Here is a 25024-nt window from a genome sequence, read left to right as displayed (position 1 = left end):
GATGATTGTAAGTCATTTTGTTTATGGCGCGGCGAGGCCCATACTGAGTGCCTTCCACGCCAGCCAGGGGATGTCATGTCCGCGCCAGTTTTCGCCCGTTCCGTGCGTCCCGCCGGTGGCGGCTCAAGTGGGGACGCGGGTGGCTTCGGCCGTGTCGCACGCATCGCCGCGCAAAGCGCCGCGATCGCGGCGCTGTGGATCGGCGCCGATTTCATCGTGCGGCGGCTGCATCTGCCGGTGCCGGGCGGCGTGGTCGGCCTCGTCGTGCTGCTCGCGCTGCTGTTCTGTGGCGGTATCGCGCCGCGCTGGGTCAAGGCGGGCGCGGACTGGCTGCTGTCCGACATGCTGCTGTTCTTCATTCCGGCGGCGGTCGCCGCCGTGCAATACGGCGGCCTGTTCCGCGCGGACGGCTGGCGCCTCGCGCTGGTGGTGATCGCCGGCACCCTGATGGTGATGGTCGCGGTGGCGTTCGCTGTCGATCAGGCCGCGCGCGTCGAACGGCGTTTCGCGCTGCGCCACGTGCTGGTTGCGCGTAAGGCAGGCAGTCTGTCGCGCGAGCGCCGATGAACCCGCTCCCGTTCGCTTCGCTGTTGGCCGACGACGCCTCGCGCCTGATCGCGGCCGGCTGCCTCGTGCTGACGATCGCGCTGTACTTCGCGTCGAAGGCGCTGTATGCGCGCGTGCGCTCGCCGTGGCTCACGCCGATGCTGACGGTGCCGGCCGCGCTCGTCGCGATCGTCGTACTCGCGCACATTCCGTATTCGCTTTACTTCGAGGACACGCGCTGGCTGATGTGGCTGCTCGGCCCCGCGACGGTCGCGTTCGCCGTGCCGATCTACGAGTACCGCGCACTGTTGAAGCGCCACTGGATCTCGCTGTCCGTCGGCGTGACGGCGGGCATTCTGGTCGGCGTCGGCGGCTCGCTGATGCTCGCGAAGCTGCTGCACCTGTCGCCGGACTTGCAGCGCAGCCTGATGACGCGTTCGGTGTCGACGCCATTCGCGCTCGCGGTGTCCGACAGGATTCACGCGCCGAAGGACCTGACCGCGCTGTTCGTGATCGCGACCGGCGTCTGCGGCATGCTGTTCGGCGAAATCGTGCTCGCGTTCGTGCCGCTGCGCACGCGGCTCGCGCGCGGCGCGCTGTTCGGTGCGGCCGCGCACGGCGTCGGCACCGCGAAGGCGCGCGAGCTCGGCAGCGAGGAGGGCGTAGTGTCCAGCCTGACGATGATGATCGCCGGTGTCGCCATGGTGCTGCTCGCGCCGATGCTGGGGCTGCTGCCGATCTGAAGTGGCGCGCGCCACGCCATCCGGCACGCGCCGAAGTCATCTCGATTTGCTACAATCGCCGTTCGTCTTCGAGGAGCGTTGCGACGGGTACCGCGAATCCGCATTCGCCGGCCGCCCGCCAGGCTCGAAGGCTTCAATTGGCAGCATGGAATGCGCATCGCGCGAATCCGAACGCTGCCTCAAACCGCGCTCACGTCACATTTCTAGTCATTTTCTTAGAAAGGAGGGCGTGATGAACGCCGCAGTCATCGATTCCCAGAAGCAGGATTACGTTGTCGCCGACATGTCGCTCGCCGCTTGGGGCCGCAAGGAACTCACGATCGCCGAGACCGAAATGCCCGGCCTCATGCAGACCCGTGAAGAGTACAAGGCGCAGCAGCCGCTGAAGGGCGCGCGCGTCGCCGGCTCGCTGCACATGACGATCCAGACCGGCGTGCTGATCGAGACGCTGACCGCGCTCGGCGCGGACGTACGCTGGGCCTCGTGCAACATCTTCTCGACTCAGGACCATGCCGCCGCTGCAATCGCGCAGGCCGGCACGCCGGTGTTCGCGTTCAAGGGCGAATCGCTCGATGAATACTGGGAGTTCTCGCACCGCATTTTCGAATGGCCGAACGGCGAGTTCGCCAACATGATCCTCGACGACGGCGGCGACGCGACGCTGCTGCTGATCCTCGGTTCGAAGGCCGAAAAAGACCGCTCGGTGATCGCCAGACCGACCAACGAAGAAGAAGTCGCGCTGTACAAGTCGATCGCCGCGCACCTCGAGATCGACCCGACGTGGTACTCGAAGCGCCTCGCGGCGATCAAGGGCGTCACCGAAGAAACCACCACCGGCGTGCACCGTCTGTACCAGATGGAAAAGGAAGGCCGCCTGCCGTTCCCGGCCATCAACGTCAACGACTCGGTCACGAAGTCGAAGTTCGACAACCTGTATGGCTGCCGCGAGTCGCTCGTCGACGGCATCAAGCGCGCGACCGACGTGATGATCGCGGGCAAGATCGCGGTCGTGGCCGGTTACGGCGACGTGGGCAAGGGCTGCGCGCAATCGCTGCGCGGTCTGGGCGCGACCGTGTGGGTCACCGAAATCGATCCGATCTGCGCGCTGCAAGCGGCGATGGAAGGCTACCGCGTCGTGACGATGGAGTACGCGGCCGACAAGGCCGACATCTTCGTGACCGCGACCGGCAACTACCACGTGATCAACCACGATCACATGAAGGCGATGCGTCATAACGCGATCGTCTGCAACATCGGCCACTTCGACTCGGAAATCGACGTCGCGTCGACCCGTCAGTACCAGTGGGAAAACATCAAGCCGCAAGTCGACCACATCATTTTCCCGGACGGCAAGCGCGTGATCCTGCTGGCCGAAGGCCGCCTCGTGAACCTCGGCTGCGCGACGGGCCATCCGTCGTTCGTGATGTCGAACTCGTTCACGAACCAGACGCTCGCGCAGATCGAACTGTTCACGCAGGGCGCGAAGTACGAAAACAAGGTGTACGTGCTGCCGAAGCATCTCGACGAGAAGGTCGCGCGTCTGCATCTGGCGCGCATCGGCGCGAACCTGACCGTGCTGTCCGACGCGCAGGCCGGCTACATCGGCGTCGACAAGAGCGGTCCGTTCAAGCCGAACCACTACCGCTATTAAGCACGCGGCCGTCCGCGGCTCGATGCGCGCGTTCGCGCGCCCGGCCACGCGGGCGGCGGTAAAAGCTTGACGGTCCGATCTCGGGGCGGCGCGCAATGCGCCGCTTTGTTCGCCAGCGCGGCTTTTCGTTTGCTGGACATCTTCTCCGCACAGGTGCTTACAAGGAGTTCTACATGACCGTGCTGCTGACCTGGCTCATCAACGCGCTCGCGCTGCTGATCATCACCTACATCGTTCCGTCGATCCATATCCGTAGCTTCGGTACCGCGCTGATCGTCGCGATCGTGCTCGGCCTCATCAATACGCTGCTGCGGCCGCTGCTGATCCTGCTGACGCTGCCCGTCACGATCCTCACGCTCGGACTCTTCATTCTGGTCGTCAATGCGCTGTGCTTCTGGCTGTGCGCGTCGCTGCTGAAGGGCTTCGAGGTGTCGGGCTTCTGGTCGGCGTTCTTCGGCTCGATCCTGTACAGCATCGTGTCGTGGCTACTGTCCGCGCTCATTTTCGGCAACCGCAGTCTCGGTTGACCTTTTTGACTATGAATCCGATCGAACTCTCATTCGAATTCTTCCCGCCGAAAACGCAGGAAGGCATCGACAAACTGCGCGCGACGCGCGCGGAACTCGTGTCGCTCAAACCGAAGTTCGTGTCCGTCACGTTCGGCGCCGGCGGCTCGACCCAGCAAGGCACGCTCGATACCGTCGTCGACATGGCGAAGGAAGGGCTCGAGGCGGCGCCGCATCTGTCGTGCATCGGCTCGTCGAAGGACAGCCTGCGCGCGATCCTCAACGAGTACCGCGCGTACGGCATCCGCCATATCGTCGCGCTGCGCGGCGATCTGCCCTCGGGCATGGGCGCGGTCGGCGAGCTGCGCTATGCGTCGGAGCTCGTCAGCTTCATCCGTGCCGAGTTCGGCGACTGGTTCTGGATCGAGGTGGCGGGTTATCCGGAATACCATCCGCAGTCGCGCTCGCCGCGTCACGATCTCGAAAACTTCGCGCACAAGGTGAAAGCCGGCGCGAACTCGGCGATCACGCAGTACTTCTTCAACGCGGACGCGTACTTCCGTTTCGTCGACGATGCACGCCAGCTCGGCGTCGACGTGCCGATCGTGCCCGGCATCATGCCGATCACGAACTTCTCGCAGCTGATGCGCTTCTCCGAAATGTGCGGCGCCGAAGTGCCGCGCTGGATCGCGCGCCGGCTAGAGAGCTTCGGCGACGACCGCGAGTCGATCCGCGCGTTCGGGCTCGACGTGGTGACGGCTCTGTGTCAACGGCTCCTCGACGCGAAAGTGCCGGGTCTGCACTTCTATACGCTGAACGCGGCCGCGTCGACCAAGGCGATCTGCGAACGGCTCGCCGTGTAACCGGCACGCCCGCCAAGCCGCGCGGCCGTGACGGCCGCGCGGCTTCTTCCAGTCTGGAATGTGTCTCGAACTCGTCCTGGATAGCGTGGTAAGTCCCTGTTGAAGCGCATTTTTGGGCTGTCTATCATCGAAACGCAGCCAACCCGGCTGCTGTGCGGAGGACGATATGACAGTGACAAGAAAGACTGCGGCACACCGGCTGTTCGCGCTTCACCAGTTCTGCCTGCCGGCGCTCGCCGCGCTCGCGGTCGCCACGAGCGGCCTCGCGCCCGCCGCGTCGCAGGCGGCCACGCTGCCCGACAAGACGCTGGTGTTCTGCTCCGAAGGCAGCCCGGCGGGTTTCGATACCGCGCAATACACGACCAGCGTCGAATTCAGCGCCGGCTCGTACACGGTCTATAACCGGCTCGTCGAATTTGCGCACGGCAGCACGGACATCGAGCCAGGACTCGCCGAAAAGTGGGACGTGTCGCCCGACGGCCTCACCTATACGTTCCATCTGCGCCACGGCGTCAAATTCCAGACCACGTCGTACTTCAAGCCGACCCGCGAATTCAACGCGGACGACGTCGTGTTCACCTACGAACGCATGCTCGATCCCGAGAACCCGTTCCGCAAGGCGTATCCGGTCAATTTCCCGTATTTCAACGACCTCGGTCTCGCGAAGAACATCGCCAAAATCGAGAAGGTCGATCCGTACACGGTGCGCTTCACGCTGAAGGAAGTCGACGCGCCGTTCCTGCAGCAGATCGCGATGCCGTTCGCGTCGATCCTGTCGGCTGAATACACCGATCAGCTGCTGAAGGCGGGCAAGGCGTCCGACATCAACCAGTACCCGGTCGGCACCGGTCCGTTCATCTTCCGCAGCTATACGAAGGACGACACGATCCGCTTCGACGGCAATCCCGACTACTGGAAGCCGGGCGTCGCGAAGCTCGGCAAGCTGATCTTCGCGATCACGGTCGATCCGGCCGTGCGCCTGCAAAAGTTGAAGCGCGGCGAATGCCAGGTGATGTCCTATCCGCGCCCGGCCGACATCCCCACCGTGAAGGCCGATGCGTCGCTCGCGATGCCAAGCGAAGTGGGCTTCAACCTCGGCTATATCGCGTACAACACGACCAAAAAGCCGCTCGACAACGTGCTCGTGCGCCGCGCGCTCGACATGTCGGTCAACAAGAAGGCGATCATCGAGGCGGTCTACCAGGGCGCGGGCCAGGCCGCGACGAACCCGATGCCGCCGACGCAATGGGGTTACGACAAGAACCTGAAGGACGCGCCCTATGACGTCGACAAAGCGAAAGCGCTGCTGAAGCAGGCGGGCTACCCCGACGGCTTCGAGCTGACGCTGTGGGCGATGCCGGTACAGCGCCCGTATAACCCGAATGCACGCCTGATGGCCGAAATGCTGCAGGCGGACTGGGCGAAGATCGGCGTCAAGGTGAATATCGTCACGTACGAATGGGGCGAGTACATTCGCCGCGCGCACGCCGGCGAGCATCAGGCGATGCTGATCGGCTGGACGGGTGACTACGGCGACCCTGACAACTGGCTCGGCGTGTTGCTCGGCTGCGACGCGGTCAACGGCAGCAACTTCTCGAAGTGGTGCTACAAGCCTTACGACGATCTGATCAAGCAGGGCCGCAGCACCACCAACATGGCCGATCGCACCAAGGCCTATACGCAGGCGCAGGAGATCTTCAAGGACCAGGTGCCGTTCACGCCGATCGCGCATTCGACCGTCTATCAGCCGATCAGCAAGAACGTGACGGGCTTCAAGATCGATCCGTTCGGGCCGACGCAATTCCTGGGGGTTGGGGTGAAATAAGCGGGCGCGGCGCGCTTTTTTGCGCCGTATTCGTCGCCGGGCGGCTCGAATGGGCCCGCCCGGCCCGTGACAAAACCGTGGTCAAACGTTTGCACGAAGTGTTTCCTGTCGTCAACAGAGGGATTTTGCTCCGCTTGGTAGCCGGCCCAAGCTCAAGTAATATCCCGCTACGCCGGCGCAAGCCGGCCCTGAACCTGGAGGAAACATGAAGCAAAACAATCTGTTGCGCGTCGCGCGTAGGTCCACGCTCGTCGCTGCCGCAGCGGCATCCCTGCTTGGCGTCACGAGCGCGCAGGCCGCTGGGATCCCGAACAAAACCCTCGTTTACTGCTCGGAAGGCAGTCCCGCGGGTTTCGATCCGGCCCAATACACGACGGGCGTCGACTTCACGGCCAACACGTTCACCGTCTATAACCGCCTCGTCGAGTTCGAACGCGGCGGCACCAAGGTCGAGCCCGGCCTCGCGGAGAAGTGGGACGTGTCGCCCGATGGCAAGACCTACACGTTCCATCTGCGTCATGGCGTGAAGTTCCAGACCACCTCGTTCTTCAAGCCGACGCGCGAATTCAACGCGGACGACGTGGTCTTCTCGTTCCAGCGCATGCTCGACCCGAACCAGCCGTTCCGCAAGGCGTATCCGGTGCAGTTCCCGTACTTCACCGACATGGGCCTCGACAAGCTGATCACGAGCGTCGAGAAAGTCGACCCGTACACGGTCAAATTCACGCTGAAGGAAGTCAACGCGCCGTTCATCCAGAATCTGGCGATGGAATACGCGTCGATCCTGTCGGCTGAATATGCGGATCAACTGCTCAAGGCAGGCAAGGCCGCCGACATCAATCAGTACCCGGTCGGCACCGGTCCGTTCATCTTCCGCAGCTACACGAAGGACGCGACGATCCGCTTCGACGGCAATCCCGACTACTGGAAGCCGGGCGCGGTGAAGATCTCGAAGCTGATCTTCTCGATCACGCCGGATGCCGGCGTGCGCGTGCAGAAGATCAAGCGCGACGAATGCCAGGTGATGAGCTATCCGCGCCCGGCCGACATCGCGCCGCTGAAGGCCGAGCCGAACATCGACATGCCGTCGCAACCGGGCTTCAACCTCGGCTATCTCGCGTACAACGTGACGCACAAGCCGGTCGACAAGCTCGAAGTACGTCAGGCGCTCGACATGGCGATCAACAAGAAGGCGATCATCGAGTCGGTCTACCAGGGCGCGGGCCAGTTGGCCACGAACCCGATGCCGCCGACGCAATGGTCGTACGTCAAGAACCTGCCGGCCGCCTCGTACGATCCGGCCAAGGCGAAAGATCTGCTCGCGAAGGCGGGCTACCCGAACGGCTTCGACCTCACGCTGTGGGCGATGCCGGTGCAGCGCGCGTACAACCCGAACGCGCGTCTGATGGCGGAAATGATCCAGGCGGACTGGGCGAAGATCGGCGTGAAGGCGAAGATCGTCACGTACGAATGGGGTGAGTACATCAAGCGCGCGCACGCGGGCGAAGACGACACGATGCTGATCGGCTGGACCGGCGACAACGGCGATCCGGACAACTGGCTCGGCACGCTGCTCGGCTGCGAGGCGATCAACGGCAACAACTTCTCGAAGTGGTGCTACAAGCCGTTCGACGATCTGATCCAGAAGGGCCGCACGACTTCGGACGTGGCGACGCGCACGAAGATCTACGGCGAAGCGCAATATATTTTCGCGCAGCAACTGCCGTTCTCGCCGATCGCGCACTCGACCGTCTATCAGCCGGTCAGCAAGAAGGTGGTCGACATGCGCATCGAACCGCTCGGCTACGCGCGCTTCGACGGCGTCAGCGTCAAGTAATCGTAAAGTTCGCGCAGTACGCCGCAATACAGTACGCCGCAACACAGTACACTTTTCGCACGGTTAGAAAACTGGTCGAAATGGTCCGGCGACCGGGGTCACGAGCCCTCGTCGCCGGTTGCGTTTTTTCATCACCAGTACCATGGGAGCGAACCATGTTCCGCTTCGTTTTGCGCCGCATCGGCATGGTGATACCGACGTTCATCGGCATCACGATCCTCGCGTTCGCGCTGATTCACCTGATCCCGGGCGACCCCATCGAAGTGATGATGGGCGAGCGCGGCGTCGATCCGGCCATGCATGCGGCCGCGATGCACCGCCTCGGGCTCGACGAGCCCTTGCCAATGCAGTACTTCCACTACATCGTCCGTGCCGTGCACGGCAACCTCGGCACTTCGATCATCACCAACACGAGCGTGATGGGCGAATTCCTCGCGCGCTTTCCCGCCACCGTCGAACTGTCGTTCTGCGCGATGCTGTTCGCGCTGATCGTCGGCCTGCCGGCGGGCGTGTTCGCGGCGCTGAGGCGCGGCACGGTGGTCGATCACGGCGTGATGGGCACTGCCCTGACCGGCTACTCGATGCCGATCTTCTGGTGGGGCTTGATCCTCATCATGGTGTTCTCGGTCAAGCTCGGCTTGACGCCGGTGTCGGGCCGCATCGCGGTCGAATACGACATTCCGCACGTGACCGGCTTCATGCTGATCGACTCGCTGATGTCCACCGACGAAGGCGCGTTCAAATCCGCACTCAGTCACCTGATCCTGCCTGCGATCGTGCTCGGCACGATTCCGCTCGCGGTCGTCGCGCGCATGACGCGCTCGTCGATGCTCGAAGTGCTGCGCGAGGACTACATCCGCACCGCGCGCGCGAAGGGGCTGTCGCCGGGACGCGTGATCGTCGTGCATGCGCTGCGCAATGCGCTGATTCCGGTCGTCACCGTGATCGGCCTGCAGGTCGGCACACTGCTTGCGGGCGCGGTGCTGACCGAAACGCTGTTTTCATGGCCGGGCATCGGCAAGTGGCTGATCGACGCGATCGGCCGGCGCGATTATCCGGTCGTGCAGGGCGGTATCCTGTTGATCGCCACGCTGGTGATCGTCGTGAACCTCGTCGTCGATCTGATGTACGGCGTGCTCAACCCGCGCATTCGCCATACGAGGTAAATCACGATGGCTGACATTCAAAACACCGTCCCCCAAGCGGTTACCCCGCCGAGCGGCCGCGGCATCGCGGCACGCGAATTCTGGGCGAACTTCTCGCGCAACCGCGGTGCGGTCGGCGCGGGCATCATCGTGCTGGTGCTGGTCTTCATCGCGATCTTCGCGCCGCTGATCGCGCCGCACAGCCCGATCGAGCAATACCGCGACTCCGTGAAGATCCCGCCGGCGTGGCTCGACGGCGGCAACTGGAAGTTCATTCTCGGCACCGACGAAGCGGGCCGCGACATCCTTTCGCGTCTGATGTACGGCGCGCGGCTGTCGTTCTGGATCGGCTTCGTCTCGGTGGTGCTCGCGCTGATTCCGGGCGTCGTGCTCGGCCTCGTCGCCGCGTTCTTCGAGAAATGGGCCGACACGCCGATCATGCGCATCATGGACGTGCTGCTCGCGCTGCCGTCGCTGCTGCTTGCGGTCGCAGTGGTCGCGATCATCGGTCCGGGTCTCGTCAACACGATGCTCGCGATCGCGATCGTCGCGCTGCCGGGCTATGTGCGTCTGACGCGCGCGTCCGCCCAGGGCGAGTTGCAGAAGGAGTATGTGACCGCTTCACGCGTCGCGGGTGCGAGCACGTTGCGGCTGATGTTCTCGCAGGTGCTGCCGAACTGCACCGCGCCGCTGATCGTGCAGGCAACCCTTGGCTTTTCGTCGGCGATTCTCGATGCCGCCGCGCTCGGCTTCCTCGGCCTCGGCGTGCAGCCGCCGTCGGCGGAGTGGGGCGCAATGCTCGCGTCGGCGCGCGATTACATCGACAGCGCATGGTGGATCGTCACGATGCCCGGCCTGTCCATCCTGATCTCGGTGCTTGCGATCAACCTGCTCGGCGACGGGCTGCGTGACGCGCTCGACCCCAAACTGAAACGGATGGCCTGACCATGAGCAATCTACTGACCATCCGCAATCTCGCGGTCAACTTCGGTGGCCTGCCCGCGGTCGACCGCATCAATCTCGACGTCGCGCCGGGCGAAGTGGTCGGCGTGGTGGGCGAATCGGGCTCGGGCAAGAGCGTGACGATGATGGCGCTGATGGGCCTGATCGACGCGCCCGGCAAGGTCTCCGCCGACGAAATCACGTTCGACGGCAAGAACCTGCTGAAGGCTTCCGCGAGGGAACGCCGCAAGATCATCGGCAAGGACATCGCGATGGTGTTCCAGGACGCGCTGACGAGCCTGAACCCGAGCTACACGGTCGGCTACCAGATCAAGGAAGTGCTGAAGCTGCACGAGGGCCTGCGCGGCAGCGCGCTAGACAAACGCGCGCTCGAACTGCTCGATCAGGTCGGCATTCCGGACGCGAAGAACCGTATCGGCTCGTTTCCGCATCAGATGTCGGGCGGCATGAACCAGCGCGTGATGATCGCGATGGCGATCGCCTGCAACCCGAAGCTGCTGATCGCCGACGAGCCGACCACCGCGCTCGACGTGACGATCCAGGCGCAGATCATGGAATTGCTGATGCGCCTGCAGAAGGAACGCGGCATGGCGCTCGTGCTGATTTCGCACGATCTGGCCGTGGTGTCCGAGGTCGCGCAGCGCGTCGCCGTGATGTATGCGGGCGAGGTGATCGAGACGAACAAGGTGCCGGACATCTTCGCCGCGCCTCATCATCCGTACACGGAAGCGCTGTTGGCCGCGATTCCCGAGCACAACGTCGGCGCGGTGCGGCTCGCGGCGCTGCCGGGCATGGTGCCGGGCCGCGACGACCGGCCCAAGGGTTGCCTGTTCGCGCCGCGCTGCAAGTACGTGGTCGACGACTGCATGAAGGCGCGCCCCGCGCTCGCGCCGCTGCCCGCGCACGCCGAGCTCGCGCGCGTGCGTTGCATCAAGCCGCTGAACCTCGAGAAGGACGCCAACGTTCACACGCAAGGAGGCGCCCGATGAGCGCAGTACCCGATACCCGTCGCCAGTCGGATCGTACTGGCGATCACGTGCTCGTTGCCGACCAGCTCGCGCGCTACTACACGGTCAAGCGCGGCATGTTCGCGCACGGCACGGTGAAGGCGCTGAACGGCGTGTCGTTCGCGCTCGACCGCGGCAAGACGCTGGCGGTAGTCGGCGAGTCCGGCTGCGGCAAGTCGACGCTCGCGCGTCAGCTGACGATGATCGAAACGCCGAGCGCGGGCCGCCTGCTGATCGACGGCGAGGACGTGGCCGGCGCGAATCACGAGAAGATCGCGGCGCTCAGGCGCCGCGTGCAGATGGTGTTCCAGAACCCGTTTGCGTCGCTCAATCCGCGCAAGACCGTCGAGCAGACGCTCGGCGAACCGCTCGCGATCAACACGCAGATGAGCGCGACCGAGCGCGCCGAGCGCATCGCGCAGATGATGCGCACGGTCGGCCTGCGGCCCGAGCACGCGAAGCGCTATCCGCACATGTTCTCCGGCGGCCAGCGTCAGCGTGTCGCGATCGCGCGCGCGATGATCCTCGATCCGCAGATCGTGGTCGCCGACGAACCGGTCTCGGCGCTCGACGTCTCGATCCAGGCGCAGATCCTGAACCTGTTCATGGACCTGCAGGACGAGTTCAAGACGAGCTACGTGTTCATCTCGCACAACCTGTCGGTGGTCGAGCATATCGCCGACGACGTGATGGTCATGTACTTCGGCGGCGTCGCTGAACTCGGCGACAAGCAGCGCATCTTCTCGAAGCCGCGTCATCCGTACACGCGCGCGCTGATGTCGGCGACCCCGTCGATCTTCGAGGCCGACCGCACGATCAAGATCAAGCTGCAAGGCGAAATGCCGTCGCCGCTGAATCCGCCGTCGGGCTGCACGTTCCATCAGCGCTGCCCGTACGTGATCGACCGCTGCCGCAGCGAGGAGCCGAAGCTGCGAGAAGTGGATGGCCGCCTGGTCTCCTGTCACCGCGCTGAAGAGGTGGGGGACGTGGATGCCTGATGTGGTGGCGGCGCGTCGTCTTGCGCGCCGCTTGTGTGAGGGCGGCTGGATAGCCGTCTTCGCGCGGCGCCGCGGGGCGCGTGCGCTGGGAGGCGCCGCGCCCTGCGGCGCATTTGCTGGAAGGTTCGCCGGCAAGTTTTTTCGCACGTTTCTCTGCGCGTTTGTTCATGCGCTCGCGCGCGCCTTTTTCTCCGTATTTCTTCCCGCGTCGCTGTCCGCTTTATTTCGCGTAGGCTGCGCGCTGTCGGTCGGCGCGGCCGTACCCTGCATCGCTCACGCGGCCGGCGCGGCGGCCAGGGCGCCAGCCCAGGCGGCCCGTCCTGCCGTCACGGTGCCAAGCCCGCCACCGCCGTCGATTGCGCCGCCCCCGATCCCCGGCACCACGGCGAGCGGACCGGTGCGCCAGCAACCGGCGCGCATGCCGTTCTATGTCGCGACGCGCGGCAGTACGACGATCTACGTGCTCGGCACGCTGCACGTCGGCGATCCCGCCGACTATCCGGCGGGGCAGCCGTTCCGCGCGCCGATCCTCGCGGCGCTCGCCGCGTCGCCGACGCTCGCGCTCGAACTGTCGCCCGACGAGCTGCTGGTGTCGCAGGACGACGTGTCGAAGTACGGCGTGTGCAAGCACGACTGCCTGCCGGGTCTGCTGCCCGAGCCGCTGTGGCACAAGCTCGCGTTGCGGCTGCGCGGCAACCCGGCCGCGCTCGATGCGATCAAAAAGATGCGGCCGTGGCTCGCGTCGCTGGTGGTCGAGACCTACGACTCGCTGTCCGCGGGGCTGCAAACGGAATACGGCACCGAAGCGCAATTGCAGAACGTCTATCTGAAGACGCGCGGCAAGATCGTCGGACTCGAAACGCTCGCGCAACAGATGCGCGCGTTCACCGGACTGTCGGCCGCGCAGCAGCGGGAGATGCTCGCGCAGGATCTGGTGCAGACGCCCGCGCAGAACGTCGAGGACGTGCGCACGCTGCACCGGCTGTGGCGGGTCGGCGATGCCGATGCGATCGCCGCGTGGCAGGCTGCCAAATCGGAGAAGCTCGCGCGCGACCCGCGCGTCTCCAATTCGATCGACAACCGGATCGTCTACGAGCGCAATCGCCGCTTCGTCGCGAGAATGTTGCAGCTCGCCGCGCCGAACAAGCCGCTGTTCGTCGCGATCGGCGCGCTGCATCTGGGTGGGCCGAAGGGCGTGCTGCAGCTGTTGCGGCAGCACGGCTTCGTGGTTGAGGCGGGTTGAGTCGGTTCGAGACTGCGGCCGTAGCGGCGGGATCGATCAGAAGGCAACTGCAGACCACCGTATAGCGCGATCGCCGTGCTGAGCCAGGCCATCGCGATCAGCGCCATGAATCTCTGGCGCATTTCTCGGCGGAGTCCGAGTCGTGTTGCATCCTGTGCCTGTTAGCTTCGTCAGAACTTTTTTTCGCAGGCGACTAACAGGAAGGAGATCCTATTGGCGGACACGCACCGCACGGAATGGTTTGCTCTTTACCACATCGACCAACACATTGATGATTGGACGTTCGTAGACGGTGTGCGACGTGGTAGCTTTCGATTGCACCCGGTAGGACGATCCGGAGATCGTTGATATTGGCCGTCGCTCTATTAGCGATCGTTAGTCATTTGCGTCGGCCGCGCCACCGTTGATTGGACAGCAGCCGCTTTCGGACGACGAGGTACTGCGTCAGATGGCCAGCACCTCGTCGATATGAAAGGAACCGCCGGATCGGATCGGCGTGCGGTGTGATCGACGGTGATGCGAACGCTCAGACGCGCGCGGCGCCCGCCGCATGCACTTCGATGCCTGCGTCGGCGAGCGCGCCGCGAATGCGTCGCGCGAACGCCAGCGCATGCGGGCCGTCGCCGTGCAGGCAGATGGTCTGCGCGTTCAACGGCACCCACTGTCCATCGACGGATTTCACGCGCTGCTCGCGGATCATCACGAGCGTGCGCGCGAGCACTTCGTCCTCGTCGTCGAGCAGCGCGCCCGGCTCCTTGCGCGGCACGAGCGAGCCGTCGGCGCGATAGCCGCGGTCGGCGAACACCTCCTCGATCGCGGTCAGGCCCGCGTTGCGCGCGGCGCTCACGAGCCCGCTGTTGGCGAGCGCGAACACCGCCACGGACGGATCGAAATCGTGCACCGCGGAGACGATCGCGTCAGCGATCTTCGCCTCGCGTGCGGCCTGGTTGTACAGTGCGCCGTGCGGCTTCACGTGCGCGATGCGCCCGCCCTCGGCCTGCGCGATCGCCGACAGCGCGCCGAGCTGATACAGCACGCCCGCGTAGATCTCGCCCACCGGCAGATCCATTTCCTTGCGGCCGAAATTCTCGGGATCGTTGAAGCTCGGATGCGCGCCGATCGACACGCCTTTCTGCACGGCCCAGCGCACGCAGTCGCGCATCGCGTTGGGGCTGCCCGCATGCCAGCCGCATGCGATGTTGGCCGAGCTCACGAGGTCGAGCAGCGCCTCGTCGGAGCCGCAGCCTTCGCCGAGATCGGCGTTCAGATCGATTTCCATGGGGATTCCTTTACTTAGTGTCACAGCGCCGCGAGCGCCACCCGGCGCGCGCAACGCTCTTCATGCATCGCGATCGCGGCATCGATCTGCCGCAGATACGTGCGTTCTTCCAGCAAAGCCTGGCGCGCTTCGTAGGGCGTCGTCGGGATGAAACGGACAGCACCGTTCAGGCGCACCTGGGCGAGCTTCCACAGATCGGCCTGAATCACCGCGCCGATCTTCGGATAGCCGCCGGTGGTCTGCGCGTCGCTCATCAGCACGATCGGCTGACCGTTCGGGGGCACCTGGATCGTGCCGGGCAGCACCGCGTGCGACAGCAGGTCAGTCTTGTGCGTGCGCTTCAGCTCGGTGCCGGCAAGGCGATAGCCCATGCGGTTGCTGTTCGGCGTCACGAGCCACTCGTCGGACCAGAACGACTGCTGTGCATCCGCGGTGAAGCTGTCGTATTCGGGGCCGCGCAGCACGCGGATCGGTATGGCCCACGGCACGCCCGACGGATGACGACCGCGCCGCAGCGGCTCGTTGACCAGCACGAACTTGCACCAGGCGGGCGCCTTCACGCCGAACTCGGACGCCTCGGGCGTGAAGCCGAGGTGGCCGCGCTGCTGCGGCGCGCCGACCGGCAGACGGTCGCCGTCGTTGAGCGCGCGGCCGCCGAGTCCGCCGAAATGGCCGGCAAGGTCGGTGCTGCGCGAGCCGAGCATCGGCAGCACGTCGATGCCGCCCGCCACGCAGACATAGCCGCGCATGCCGCGCTTCGCCGCGTGCAGCACGAGCTCCTGGCCGGCCTGCACGGGCAGACTCCAAAACGAATAGACGGGTTTGCCGTCGAGCGTCGCGCCGAACTCGGTGCCGGTGATCGCGACGCGCGTCGCGCGCAAAAAGCGCAGCGCGGTCGGGCCGAAGGTGATTTCGAGGCCGGCCGCGTCGGGGCGGTTGCCGACCAGCCGGTTGCCGACTTCGAGCGACAGCCGGTCGAGCGCCCCCCCCATCGCGACGCCGAGATGCCGATAGCCGTGGCGGCCGAGGTCCTGGATCGTGGTCTGGAGACCCGCGCGGATCACGTCGATCATGCGTGCATCCCCGCGATCGTGAAGCGCACCCGGTCGCCGGGCTGCAGCAGCGTGGGCGGACGGCGCGCCGGATCGAACAGCGGCACCTCGGTGCGGCCGATCAGCTGCCAGCCGCCCGGCGACACCGCCGGATAGATGCCAGTCTGCTCGCCGCCGATGCCGACCGAGCCCGCCGGCACCTCGAGCCGCGGCGACGCGCGGCGCGGCGTGTGCAGCGCGGCGTCGAGCCCACCCATATAGGCGAAGCCGGGCTGGAAGCCGAGAAAGAACACCACGTAGACGCCGCCCGCATGACGTTCGACGACCTCGCGCGCGCTCAAGCCCGTATGTTCGGCGACCGCCCGCAGATCGGGGCCGAATGCGCCGCCGTACTGCACTGCAATCTCGACGTCGCGCCCGGGCGCGACGGCTTTGGCCGCTGCGTTCCAGGCCGTCAGCAACTGCTCGCCGAGCGCGTCGGCGTCGGTCGAGAGCGGGTCGAACACGAGCGTCAGATTGTTCATGCCGGGCACGACTTCGAGCACCTGCGGCCAGTCGCGCGCGGCTTCGGCCGCAGCCCACACGCGCTGCTGGCACTCCAGCGTGGCGGGCGGCGGCGCTTCGCAGACGAGCGCGGCATCGCCGAGGGGAAAAATTCGTGGTTGGCTCATGACTGGGCGGCCCGGATCGAGTCGGAGGATGAGGCGGACAGCGCGGTGCGTTGGCGCATGCCCGGCACGGAGTCGGCGACGTTTGGAGCGTACATTATCAATAAAATATCGACGATTTACCAATAAGCGTTTTTGCCAGGCTCGTCGACGGCGAGCATCGTCGTACACTTGCGACACTTTTCCAGCCCATTTTCGTCACGGGAACCTCGTATGACGCGTCATCCCACCAAGATCGTTTCGTCGGAACATCTCGTCTCCGAGAACAGCGCGGAACTCTCGGAACTCGAATACGCGCTGATCATGGCGGGCAATGCGTTCAACCGCTGGATGGTGCGCTGCATGTCGGCGGCGGGCGACAAGGACATGACCGCGATCGAGGTATCGCTGCTGCACCACGTGAGCCATCGCGAACGCCGCAAGAAGCTCGCGGACATCTGCTTCGTGCTGAACATCGAGGACACGCACGTCGCGACGTACGCGTTGAAAAAGCTCGTAGCTAGAGGGTACGTAAAAAGCGAAAAGACCGGCAAGGAAGTGTTCTTTTCCGCAACCGACGCGGGCCGCGAACTATGCCTGAAGTATCGCGAGGTGCGCGAAAACTGCCTGATCTCGACGCTCAAGGAAAGCGGCCTGACCAACCAGCAGATCGGCGAGGCCGCGCAGTTGATGCGCAATGCGTCGGGCCTGTACGACACGGCGGCGCGCGCGGCGGCTTCGCTGTAACGACGAAACACCGCGCAAGCGCCGGCGGCGTCACACGCCGCGCATCGCGCGTTCAGCCCGGCAGCGCCGGATGAAACCCCGCCTCTGTGACGATCAGATCGAGCGGAATGTCATGCGCCTCGCGTTCCAGCGTGTCGATGCGGCACGCTTCGTAGGCGATGCCGACCGTGATCGGCTTGTGCGCCGCCGGCCAGCCGGCCAGCGTGCGGTCGTAATAGCCGCCGCCGTAGCCGAGGCGGTAGCCGTCCGGGTCGAAACCCACGCAGGGCACGAACAGCAGCGCGGGCAGAACCACGCGCCCCGAGGTGGGCTCGGCAATCTTGTGATGGCCGATTTTCATCGGCGTCGCGGGCGTCCAGGCATGGAATTCGAGCGCCATGCCACGTTCTTTAATGATTGGCAGACTGGCTTCGTGGTGCGAGTCCGCGGCAAGCCAGATCGAAATCGCCCCGCGCGCGTCGAACTCGCCGGCAAGCGGCCAGTAGAATCCCGCGCTGCGTACCGCGTAGTGCTTCAGCGCGTCGAGCATCCGACGCCCGAGCGCGGCATTCTTCGCCGGCTCGCAAGCCGCTTGTATACGGCTTTCCAGCAACATCCGGCGCAGCGCCTTTTTCGTTGCCGGGACAGGGTTGCATGCTATGCTTGGGTCCAATTCGCGCTCCAGAAACAACGATGTCAAAACGCCTTTTTCGAGTATATCGCGCGGCCAGTATCGCGCTTGCCGCAGCGGCACTCGTGGCCTGCAGCACTGCCTCGGCCGTCAAGCCCCTTCCGATCTCGCAACTCACGAACGACGACCAGATTTTCGTCCAGCTTCGCGAAGCCTCGCGTACTAACGACGCGGCGCGCGCAGCCCAGCTCGCGAGCATGATCCCGAATTATCCGGCGCCCTCGTATCTGGAGTACTTCCAGATCAAGCCGCAGCTGTTCGATTCGACCGGCCATGCGCGCATCGACGCGCCGGACGCGCCCGTGCTCGCGTTCCTGCAGAAGTACGACGGCCAGGCGATCGCCGATCGCATGCGCAACGACTACCTGACGGTGCTCGGCACGCGTCACGACTGGCGCAACTTCGACCAGCAGTATGCGAAGTTCGTGCTCGACGACGACACTCAGGTCAAGTGCTACGCGCTCGAATCGCGCGCGTCGCGCGGCGAGAACGTCGCGGACGCGGCGCGCGCGCTGCTCGTCGAGCCGAAGTGGTACGGCGACGGCTGCGTCGATCTGATCACGGTGCTCGGCGTGAACCACCAGTTCAGCGCCGACGACATCTGGGCGCAAATTCGTCTCGCGTACGAGCAGAACTACACGAGCACCGGCAGCAAGCTCGTCGACGCGCTCGGCGACCAGCCGCCCGACCCGGTGCTGTTCAGCCAGGCGACCAATACGCCGCCGCTATTGCTCGCGCGCGGCGTCGGACCGGATGCGCAATCGCACCAGCTGGCGCTGCTCGCCATCACGCGCATGGCGCGCAACGATCCGGCCATGGCCGCGGCCACGTTCGCGTCGGTCGCGCCGTCGCTGAATTCGCCGGAACGCGCGATCGGCTGGGGCACGATCGGCTATCAGGGCGCGCTCAAGCAGATGCCTGGCGCGGTCGACTGGTTCCGGCTGTCGGCCAACGCGCCGCTGTCGAATCCCGCGTACGAATGGCGCACACGCAGCGCGCTGCTCGCAGGCGACTGGAACATGGTGCGCTGGTCGATCGAGCAGATGCCCGAGTCGCTGCGCAAGCAATCGTCGTGGGTGTACTGGCACGCGCGCGCGCTGAAGCAGGCCGGCGACACGGCTACGGCCAGTCAGGAATTCCAGTCGATCGCGTCGAACTTCAACTTCTACGGCCAGCTCGCGCTCGAAGAGCTCGGCCAGAAGATCACCGTGCCGCCGAAAACCACCGTGACCGACGCAGAAGTGCAGCAAGCCGGCACCACGCCGGGCTTCGATCTCGCGCAGCGCTTCTATGGGCTGAATCTGCGGCTCGAAGGCAATCGCGAGTGGAACTGGCCGTTGCGCAACATGTCCGACCGGCAACTGCTCGCCGCCGCCGAGTACGCGCGCCGCATCGAGCTGTACGACCGCACCGTCAACACCGCGGACCGCACGAAGAGCGAGCACGATTTTTCGCTGCGCTATCTATCGCCGTTCCGCAACATCGTCGAGCAGGACGCGGAGTCGAGCGGGCTCGACGTCGAGTGGGCGTACGGGCTGATTCGCCAGGAGTCGCGCTTCATCATCAACGCGCGCTCTGGCGTCGGCGCGGGCGGACTGATGCAGCTGATGCCCGCCACCGCGCAACTGGTCGCGAAGAAGATCGGTCTGGGACCCGTGTCGCGCGAGCAGATGAACGACATCGACACCAACATCCTGCTCGGCACGAACTACCTGGCGATGATCTACAATCAGTTCGACGGGTCCGCCGTGCTGGCCACCGCTGGCTACAACGCAGGTCCGGGCCGTCCGCGCAACTGGCGGCAGTCGCTGCAGCGCCCGGTCGAAGGCGCGGTCTTCGCCGAGGCGATTCCGTTTCAGGAAACTCGCGACTACGTGAAAAATGTGTTGTCCAACACGGTCTACTACGCGGCATTGTTCGAAGGCCGTCCGCAATCGCTGAAGGCGCGCCTGGGTTACATCGCACCGTAAGCGCCTTGGCGCCGCAATCTCGCTTCGAGGTTGCGGCGCGCTTCGCCAGCCGTTGCCGCGGCTTCCATCAGGGAGTCGAAAAATGCGACATCAAGCCATCGCGGTCATCGGCGGTTCAGGGTTCATCGGCAGCTACCTCGTCAACGCGCTCGTCGAGATGGGCAAGGACGTGCGCGTCGCCACACGGCGACGCTACAACGCGCGACATCTGACCATGCTGCCGATCGACGTGCTCGAAACCGACGTGTTCGATCCGGTGCAACTCGCGCGCTTCGTCGAGGGCGCGGATTGCGTAATCAATCTCGTCGGTATCCTGAACGGCAAACGCGGCAAGCCCTATGGGCGGGAGTTCGCGCATGCGCACGTCGAGCTGCCGACGCGCATCGTCGCCGCCTGCGAAGGCAAGGGCGTGCATCGGCTGATTCATCTGAGCGCGCTAGGCGCCAATCCGAACGGCCCGAGCATGTATTCGCGCTCGAAGGCCGACGGCGAGAAGGCCGTGCATGCGGCCAACGTCGCGTGGACGATCTTCCGGCCGTCCGTCGTGTTCGGACCCGAGGACGCGTTTCTGAACAAGTTCGCGTTCCTGCAGCGCGTGTTTCCGGCCATTCCGCTCGCGATGCCGGACGCGCAGTTCCAACCGGTCTATGTCGGCGACGTCGCGAAGGCGATCGTCAACGTGCTCGATCTCGATGGCGCGAGCGGCCGCACCTACGAGCTCGGCGGTCCGACCGTCTACACGCTCGAAGACCTGGTTTCGTACTGCGGCGACGTGATCGGCAAGCATGCGCGCATCATCCGTCTGCCCGAGCCGCTCGCGCGCCTGCAGGCGTTGAGCTTCGAATTGGCGCCGGGCGAACCGGTGATTTCGCGCGACAATCTCGATTCGATGAAAGTCGCCAACATTCTGAGCGGGCCGCTCGCGCCCGAGCTCGGACTCGAACCGGTCAGCATCGAAGCGATCGTGCCGACGTACCTGACCGGTGCTGCCTCGGGTTCGCGACTCGACACGTTCCGCGCCAACGCCGGGCGCTGAAGCCTTTCCCTCTACCTGATAACAAGTATGAAACTGCTGATTGGTGACAAGAACTATTCGTCGTGGTCGATGCGTCCGTGGCTGCTGCTCACGCACTTCGGCATTCCGTTCGACGAGGAACTGATCCTGCTGGACGAAGCAGACACGAATGCGAAGATCCGCGCTCAGGCGCCGCGCGGACCGGGCAAGGTGCCGTGCCTGATCGACGACGCCGGGCAGGCCGTGTGGGATTCGCTGGCGATCGCCGAAACGCTCGCCGAGCGCTTCCCGCAACACGCGCTGTGGCCGCGAGACGCGGCGGCGCGCGCGCATGCGCGCAGCGTCAGCGCCGAGATGCATTCGGGGTTCGGCGAGTTGCGCTCGAAGATGTGGATGAACATCCGTGCGTCGTTCCCGGGCAAGAACGCGACGCCGGGCGCGCTCGCCGATATCGCGCGGATCGAGACGATCTGGCGCGACTGCCTCGAGACCTACGGCGGTCCGTTCCTGTTCGGCGAATTCGGCATTGCCGACGCGATGTTCGCGCCGGTCGCGATGCGCTTCAACACGTGGAAGCCGGCGTTGTCGGAGACCGCAGCCGCCTATGTCGAGCGGCTCACCGAGCTGCCCGCTGTCAATGCATGGATCGACGCCTCGCGCCGCGAAACGCACGCGATCGCCTATCAAGACCAATGCCCATGAATATCTATGCAGTAGGTGGCGCGGTCCGCGACGAGCTGCTCGGCGTGCCGGTGCAGGACCGCGACTACGTGGTGGTGGGAGCGACACCCGAGCAGATGGTCGCGCAGGGCTATCGGCCGGTGGGCAAGGACTTTCCGGTATTCCTGCATCCGCAGACGCAGGAGGAGTACGCGCTCGCGCGCACCGAGCGCAAGACGGCGGCCGGCTATCACGGCTTCCAGTTTTTCTATGCGCCCGACGTGACGCTCGAAGAAGACCTCGCGCGCCGCGATCTGACGATCAACGCGATGGCGCGCGAGGTGCGCCCGGACGGCGAGCTGACCGGCCCCGTCATCGATCCGTTCAACGGCCAGGCTGACTTGCAGGCGCGGCTTTTTCGCCATGTCAGCGCCGCGTTCCTCGAAGATCCGGTGCGGATTCTGCGCATCGCGCGTTTCGCGGCGCGTTTCGTCGATTTCACGGTCGCGCCGGAAACGCTGGCGCTGATGCGCGAGATGGTCGCCGACGGCGAAGCCGATGCGCTGGTGGCCGAGCGCGTGTGGCAGGAGGTGTCGCGCGGGTTGATGGAGAAGAAGCCGTCGCGGATGTTCGGCGTGCTGCGCGACTGCGGCGCGCTCGCGCGGATTCTGCCGGAGATCGACGCGCTGTTCGGCGTGCCGCAGCGCGCCGACTATCACCCCGAGGTCGATACCGGTGTCCACGTGATGATGGTGCTGGACCATGCCGCGCAGCAGGGCTACGCGCTGCCGGTGCGCTTCGCGGCGCTGACGCACGACCTCGGCAAGGCGACCACGCCGGAGGACCTGCTGCCGCGGCACATCGGCCACGAGGGCCGCAGCGTCGATCTGCTGAAGCCGCTGTGCGAGCGGCTGCGCGTGCCGAACGAGTGCCGCGATCTGGCGGTGCTGGTCGCGCGCGAGCACGGCAATATTCATCGCGTGATGGAGATGGGGGCGGCGGCTCTGGTGCGCCTGCTCGAGCGCAGCGACGCGATCAGGAAGCCGGCGCGCTTCGCCGAGGCGCTGCAGGCCTGCGAGTCGGATGCACGCGGGCGGCTCGGCCTCGAGATGAGCGAGTACCCGCAGGCCGAGCGGCTGAGGCTTGCACTGGTGGCCGCGCGAGGCGTGGATGCAGGGGCAGTGGCGCAGCGGCTCGCCGATGCGCCGGCCGGCATCAAGGACGCCGTGCATGAGGAGCGCGTGCGTGCGGTAGAGGCTGCGCTGGCTTCAAGTCGCGCGGGCGTAAAGTAGCGCGCGACGGCGCCTACAACACCCGCGCCAACAGCGACAACAGCATCGACAGCACCAGCGTCGACATGAACGGAAACGGATACTCGCGGCCGAACAGCCGCAAGGTCACGTCGCCGGGCATCCGGCCGATGCCGAGCTTCCTCAGCCACGGCCAGCACGACGACAGCACCGCGACGGCAACGAAGGTCGTCAAAAGCCAGCGAATCATCGCGAGTCCTCGAGCCAGAGCGGATTCACAATCACAGCGTATGCGAACGATCGCCGCTCGAAAAGGCGCGCAGCGTATCGTCGAGTCCACGCGAAAACGCGATCACCTTGAAGAGCTCGCCCATCTCCGCCTCGGACAGCAGCTTCTGTACCGCGTTGGCGGCGGGAAGAAAGCGCGCGGCGTCGGCGGGATCGATTTCGCCGAGCACCTCGGTGACGCCCGCGTTCAGCAGGAAGCGCGCTTGCGATGTGAAGCCGAGCAGGTCCGCGCCGGTCTCGACGCCCGCCTCGGCGATGCCGGTGAATTCGACGTGCGCGGTGATGTCCTGCAGACCGGGGTACAGGAACGGGTCGCCGTGCGCGCGGTGCCGGTAGTGGCACATCAGCGTGCCCTGCGCGCGCTGGTCGTGGTAGTACTCGTGGCGCGGAAAACCGTAGTCGATCAGCAAGATCGCGCCGCGCGCTAGCATCGTGCAGATGGTGCGCGTGAAGGCGCGCGCGGCTTCGTGCGTTTCTGTCACGTAGTCGTCGCCGGCCGGTTCGCGGGTCGCATCGATTTCGGTCAGCAGCGCGAGGTCGGCGGCAGCCGCGACGGGCCGGTCGTCGAACGCGAAGGCGCCGTCGCGCCATACCACGCCGCGCTCGCGCCAGACACCGCCGTTTTGCGCGAAGAGCCGCACCGGCATCGCATCGAGCACCTCGTTGCCGATCACCACGCCTTCGAAGCGCTGCGGCAACGCGTCGAGCCAGCGCACTTTCGCGAGCAGCGCGGGCGCGGCCGCCGCGATCGTTTCGCGCTGCCGCTCGCGCAGCTCACCCGATAGATCGATGATCGAATAGCTGTCGAACCCGGCGCCGAGCGTGTCGAGCGCATTGAGCAAGCCCGCGGCGAGCTTGCCGGTGCCGGCGCCGAACTCCATCACGTCGCGCGTGCCACTCGCCTCCAACGCTTCGGCGAGCGGGCGCGCGAGCGTCGCGGCGAACAGCGGCGACAATTCCGGCGCGGTGACGAAGTCGCTGCCGTCGTCGGCGCGCAGGCCGAATTTACGCGCACCGCCGCTGTAGTAGCCGAGACCCGGCGCGTACAACGCGCGCTCCATGTAGCGGTCGAACGGCAGCCAGCCGCCGGCCGCGTCGAGCTGCGCGCGGATCTCGGCGACGAGCGCGTCGGACTGCGCGAGCGCGCTCGGGCCGGGAGCAGGTAAACTATCGGGTTGGTGAGCTTTGGGATTCATCCCCGCATTGTAAATGACCGTTTCTCCGGACATCGCTGCCCGCGCGGCTGAACTGCCGCCCGAAACGCCCCGCGTCGTGCTGATTACGGGCGCCGCGCGCCGCATCGGGCGCGCGCTCGCCCTCGGCTTCGCCGCGCGCGGCTGGGACGTGGCCGTGCACTACGGTGCCTCGCGTGAGGACGCCGACGAAGTGGTCGCGCAGATCGTCGCGCTGGGCCGCCGCGCGGTCGCGCTGCACGCCGAGCTCGGCGACGAGGCGCAGGTCGCCCGGCTGCTGCCGGACTGCGCCGCTGCGCTCGGGCGGCCGTCGTGCATCGTCAATAACGCGTCGCGCTTCGAGGAAGACACGGCGCGCGACGTCGGCTACGAGCTGCTGCTGAAGCTGACCGCGATGAACGTCGGCGCGCCGCTCGTGCTCGCGCGCATGCTTTACGACGCGACGCCCGATGCGGCGTTGCGCGACGAAAGCCAGCGCGGCGTCGTCATCAATGTGCTGGATCAGAAGCTGTACAACATGAACCCGGACTATCTGTCGTACACGCTGTCGAAGGCGGCGCTGCAGACCGCGACGGTCGCGCTCGCTCAGGCGCTCGCGCCGAAGCTCCGGGTGGTCGGGCTCGCGCCCGGCCTGACCATGCAATCGGGCGACCAGACCCAGCACGGGTTCGAGGCCGCTCACCGTATGACGCCTCTTGGCCGTGCGTCGCGGCCCGAGGATATCGTCGCCGCCGCGCTGTATCTCGCGGATGCAGCCAGTGTCACCGGAACGACGCTGGTGGTCGACGGCGGGCAGCATCTCGTGCCGCTGCCGCGCGACGTGATGTTTTTGACGGGCGCCTGACCCGCGCGCGTGGCCGGCCTTCGAGGCGGCCAACGCGTGTGGCGAAGCGCCCCTTTGCGTGCCCCGCACGCTTTTTTGGACT

General features: G+C 65.7%; 24 protein-coding genes, 1 pseudogene and 1 riboswitch. Of the genes and pseudogenes, 19 read left to right on the top strand and 6 right to left on the bottom strand.

Annotated elements, in window-relative coordinates; all coding sequences use genetic code 11:
- Positions 1 to 75 precede the first annotated feature (75 nt).
- The 13 genes and pseudogenes from HDG32_RS32400 to HDG32_RS32340 all read left to right on the top strand — a co-directional run.
- A complete protein-coding gene (locus HDG32_RS32400; RefSeq protein ID WP_184073578.1) occupies positions 76 to 567 on the top strand; it encodes a CidA/LrgA family protein in 492 nt (163 codons plus the stop codon).
- Positions 564 to 1289, top strand: coding sequence for an LrgB family protein (locus HDG32_RS32395; RefSeq protein WP_184073576.1), 726 nt, complete (start codon positions 564 to 566; stop codon positions 1287 to 1289). Before HDG32_RS32400 ends, HDG32_RS32395 begins: the two co-directional genes overlap by 4 nt.
- 64 nt (positions 1290 to 1353) lie before the next feature.
- Positions 1354 to 1488: riboswitch (S-adenosyl-L-homocysteine riboswitch) on the top strand.
- Positions 1489 to 1521: 33 nt separating this feature from the next.
- Positions 1522 to 2940, top strand: a complete 1419-nt coding sequence (gene ahcY / locus HDG32_RS32390; protein ID WP_184073574.1) for an adenosylhomocysteinase — start codon at positions 1522 to 1524, stop codon at positions 2938 to 2940.
- Between the two features lie 173 nt (positions 2941 to 3113).
- Positions 3114 to 3467 carry a phage holin family protein gene (locus tag HDG32_RS32385; protein WP_090805530.1) on the top strand — a complete coding sequence of 118 codons (354 nt, stop codon included), beginning with the start codon at positions 3114 to 3116 and terminating at the stop codon, positions 3465 to 3467.
- Between the two features lie 11 nt (positions 3468 to 3478).
- Positions 3479 to 4309 (top strand): methylenetetrahydrofolate reductase [NAD(P)H], encoded by an 831-nt coding sequence (metF, locus tag HDG32_RS32380; RefSeq protein ID WP_184073600.1) that lies wholly within the window; start codon positions 3479 to 3481, stop codon positions 4307 to 4309.
- Between the two features lie 166 nt (positions 4310 to 4475).
- Positions 4476 to 6134: an ABC transporter substrate-binding protein gene (locus HDG32_RS32375; RefSeq protein ID WP_260336672.1), complete on the top strand. Its 1659-nt coding sequence runs from the start codon at positions 4476 to 4478 to the stop codon at positions 6132 to 6134.
- 205 nt (positions 6135 to 6339) lie between these two features.
- On the top strand, positions 6340 to 7971 hold the full coding sequence (locus HDG32_RS32370; RefSeq protein WP_184073572.1) for an ABC transporter substrate-binding protein: 1632 nt from the start codon (positions 6340 to 6342) through the stop codon (positions 7969 to 7971).
- Between the two features lie 155 nt (positions 7972 to 8126).
- The gene (locus tag HDG32_RS32365) at positions 8127 to 9137 is read left to right on the top strand and encodes an ABC transporter permease subunit (RefSeq protein WP_184073570.1); all 1011 of its coding nucleotides are present in this window, start codon (positions 8127 to 8129) and stop codon (positions 9135 to 9137) included.
- 6 nt (positions 9138 to 9143) lie between these two features.
- Positions 9144 to 10061, top strand: a complete 918-nt coding sequence (locus HDG32_RS32360; RefSeq protein WP_090802566.1) for an ABC transporter permease subunit — start codon at positions 9144 to 9146, stop codon at positions 10059 to 10061.
- A 2-nt stretch (positions 10062 to 10063) separates the two neighbouring features.
- Complete coding sequence (locus tag HDG32_RS32355) at positions 10064 to 11068, top strand: ABC transporter ATP-binding protein (RefSeq protein ID WP_184073568.1); 1005 nt, start codon at positions 10064 to 10066, stop codon at positions 11066 to 11068.
- The gene (locus HDG32_RS32350; protein WP_184073566.1) at positions 11065 to 12084 is read left to right on the top strand and encodes a peptide ABC transporter ATP-binding protein; all 1020 of its coding nucleotides are present in this window, start codon (positions 11065 to 11067) and stop codon (positions 12082 to 12084) included. Before HDG32_RS32355 ends, HDG32_RS32350 begins: the two co-directional genes overlap by 4 nt.
- A complete protein-coding gene (locus tag HDG32_RS32345; protein WP_184073596.1) occupies positions 12077 to 13327 on the top strand; it encodes a TraB/GumN family protein in 1251 nt (416 codons plus the stop codon). Before HDG32_RS32350 ends, HDG32_RS32345 begins: the two co-directional genes overlap by 8 nt.
- 219 nt (positions 13328 to 13546) lie before the next feature.
- Positions 13547 to 13669: pseudogene (locus HDG32_RS32340) on the top strand (tlde1 domain-containing protein); the annotation flags it as partial.
- Between the two features lie 184 nt (positions 13670 to 13853).
- Here HDG32_RS32340 and pxpA read toward each other — a convergent pair.
- The 3 genes from pxpA to pxpB are packed head-to-tail and all read right to left on the bottom strand — an operon-like array spanning position 13854 to position 16329.
- Positions 13854 to 14606, bottom strand: a complete 753-nt coding sequence (gene pxpA, locus HDG32_RS32335; protein ID WP_184073564.1) for a 5-oxoprolinase subunit PxpA — start codon at positions 14604 to 14606, stop codon at positions 13854 to 13856.
- A gap of 20 nt (positions 14607 to 14626) precedes the next feature.
- Positions 14627 to 15679, bottom strand: a complete 1053-nt coding sequence (locus HDG32_RS32330) for a biotin-dependent carboxyltransferase family protein (RefSeq protein WP_184073562.1) — start codon at positions 15677 to 15679, stop codon at positions 14627 to 14629.
- Entirely contained in the window at positions 15676 to 16329 is a 654-nt protein-coding gene (gene pxpB, locus HDG32_RS32325) for a 5-oxoprolinase subunit PxpB (protein WP_184073560.1), read from the bottom strand. The genes HDG32_RS32330 and pxpB overlap by 4 nt, the downstream gene beginning before the upstream one ends.
- Positions 16330 to 16539: 210 nt before the next feature.
- Between pxpB and HDG32_RS32320 the strand changes: the two genes are divergently transcribed.
- On the top strand, positions 16540 to 17052 hold the full coding sequence (locus tag HDG32_RS32320) for a winged helix DNA-binding protein (protein ID WP_184073558.1): 513 nt from the start codon (positions 16540 to 16542) through the stop codon (positions 17050 to 17052).
- 52 nt (positions 17053 to 17104) lie between these two features.
- Here HDG32_RS32320 and HDG32_RS32315 read toward each other — a convergent pair whose 3' ends face one another.
- A complete protein-coding gene (locus HDG32_RS32315) occupies positions 17105 to 17647 on the bottom strand; it encodes a 5-formyltetrahydrofolate cyclo-ligase (protein ID WP_260336673.1) in 543 nt (180 codons plus the stop codon).
- 77 nt (positions 17648 to 17724) lie between these two features.
- Here HDG32_RS32315 and HDG32_RS32310 point away from each other — a divergent pair, with 77 nt between their 5' ends.
- The 4 genes from HDG32_RS32310 (at position 17725) to HDG32_RS32295 (ending at position 22659) form a co-directional block, all read left to right on the top strand.
- Complete coding sequence (locus tag HDG32_RS32310; protein WP_184073556.1) at positions 17725 to 19692, top strand: lytic transglycosylase domain-containing protein; 1968 nt, start codon at positions 17725 to 17727, stop codon at positions 19690 to 19692.
- Between the two features lie 82 nt (positions 19693 to 19774).
- The gene (locus HDG32_RS32305) at positions 19775 to 20728 is read left to right on the top strand and encodes a complex I NDUFA9 subunit family protein (protein ID WP_184073554.1); all 954 of its coding nucleotides are present in this window, start codon (positions 19775 to 19777) and stop codon (positions 20726 to 20728) included.
- Positions 20729 to 20755: 27 nt separating this feature from the next.
- Complete coding sequence (locus HDG32_RS32300) at positions 20756 to 21409, top strand: glutathione S-transferase family protein (RefSeq protein WP_184073552.1); 654 nt, start codon at positions 20756 to 20758, stop codon at positions 21407 to 21409.
- Complete coding sequence (locus HDG32_RS32295) at positions 21406 to 22659, top strand: multifunctional CCA addition/repair protein (RefSeq protein ID WP_184073550.1); 1254 nt, start codon at positions 21406 to 21408, stop codon at positions 22657 to 22659. The genes HDG32_RS32300 and HDG32_RS32295 overlap by 4 nt, the downstream gene beginning before the upstream one ends.
- 13 nt (positions 22660 to 22672) lie before the next feature.
- Here HDG32_RS32295 and HDG32_RS32290 read toward each other — a convergent pair whose 3' ends face one another.
- Together HDG32_RS32290 and HDG32_RS32285 are read right to left on the bottom strand one after the other, a co-directional pair.
- The gene (locus HDG32_RS32290; RefSeq protein WP_018418711.1) at positions 22673 to 22867 is read right to left on the bottom strand and encodes a DUF2905 domain-containing protein; all 195 of its coding nucleotides are present in this window, start codon (positions 22865 to 22867) and stop codon (positions 22673 to 22675) included.
- Between the two features lie 31 nt (positions 22868 to 22898).
- The gene (locus tag HDG32_RS32285; RefSeq protein WP_090805533.1) at positions 22899 to 24101 is read right to left on the bottom strand and encodes a class I SAM-dependent methyltransferase; all 1203 of its coding nucleotides are present in this window, start codon (positions 24099 to 24101) and stop codon (positions 22899 to 22901) included.
- A gap of 13 nt (positions 24102 to 24114) precedes the next feature.
- On the opposite strand from HDG32_RS32285, the gene HDG32_RS32280 reads away from it, so the two are divergent.
- Entirely contained in the window at positions 24115 to 24942 is an 828-nt protein-coding gene (locus tag HDG32_RS32280) for an SDR family oxidoreductase (RefSeq protein ID WP_184073548.1), read from the top strand.
- Positions 24943 to 25024: the final 82 nt, after the last annotated feature.

The organism is Paraburkholderia sp. CI2, from assembly GCF_014201055.1.
GTDB classification, from domain to species: Bacteria; Pseudomonadota; Gammaproteobacteria; order Burkholderiales; family Burkholderiaceae; genus Paraburkholderia; species Paraburkholderia tuberum.
The sequence above is the reverse complement of the archived record's forward strand: the minus strand, read 5'-3'. Positions and strand labels throughout refer to the sequence as shown.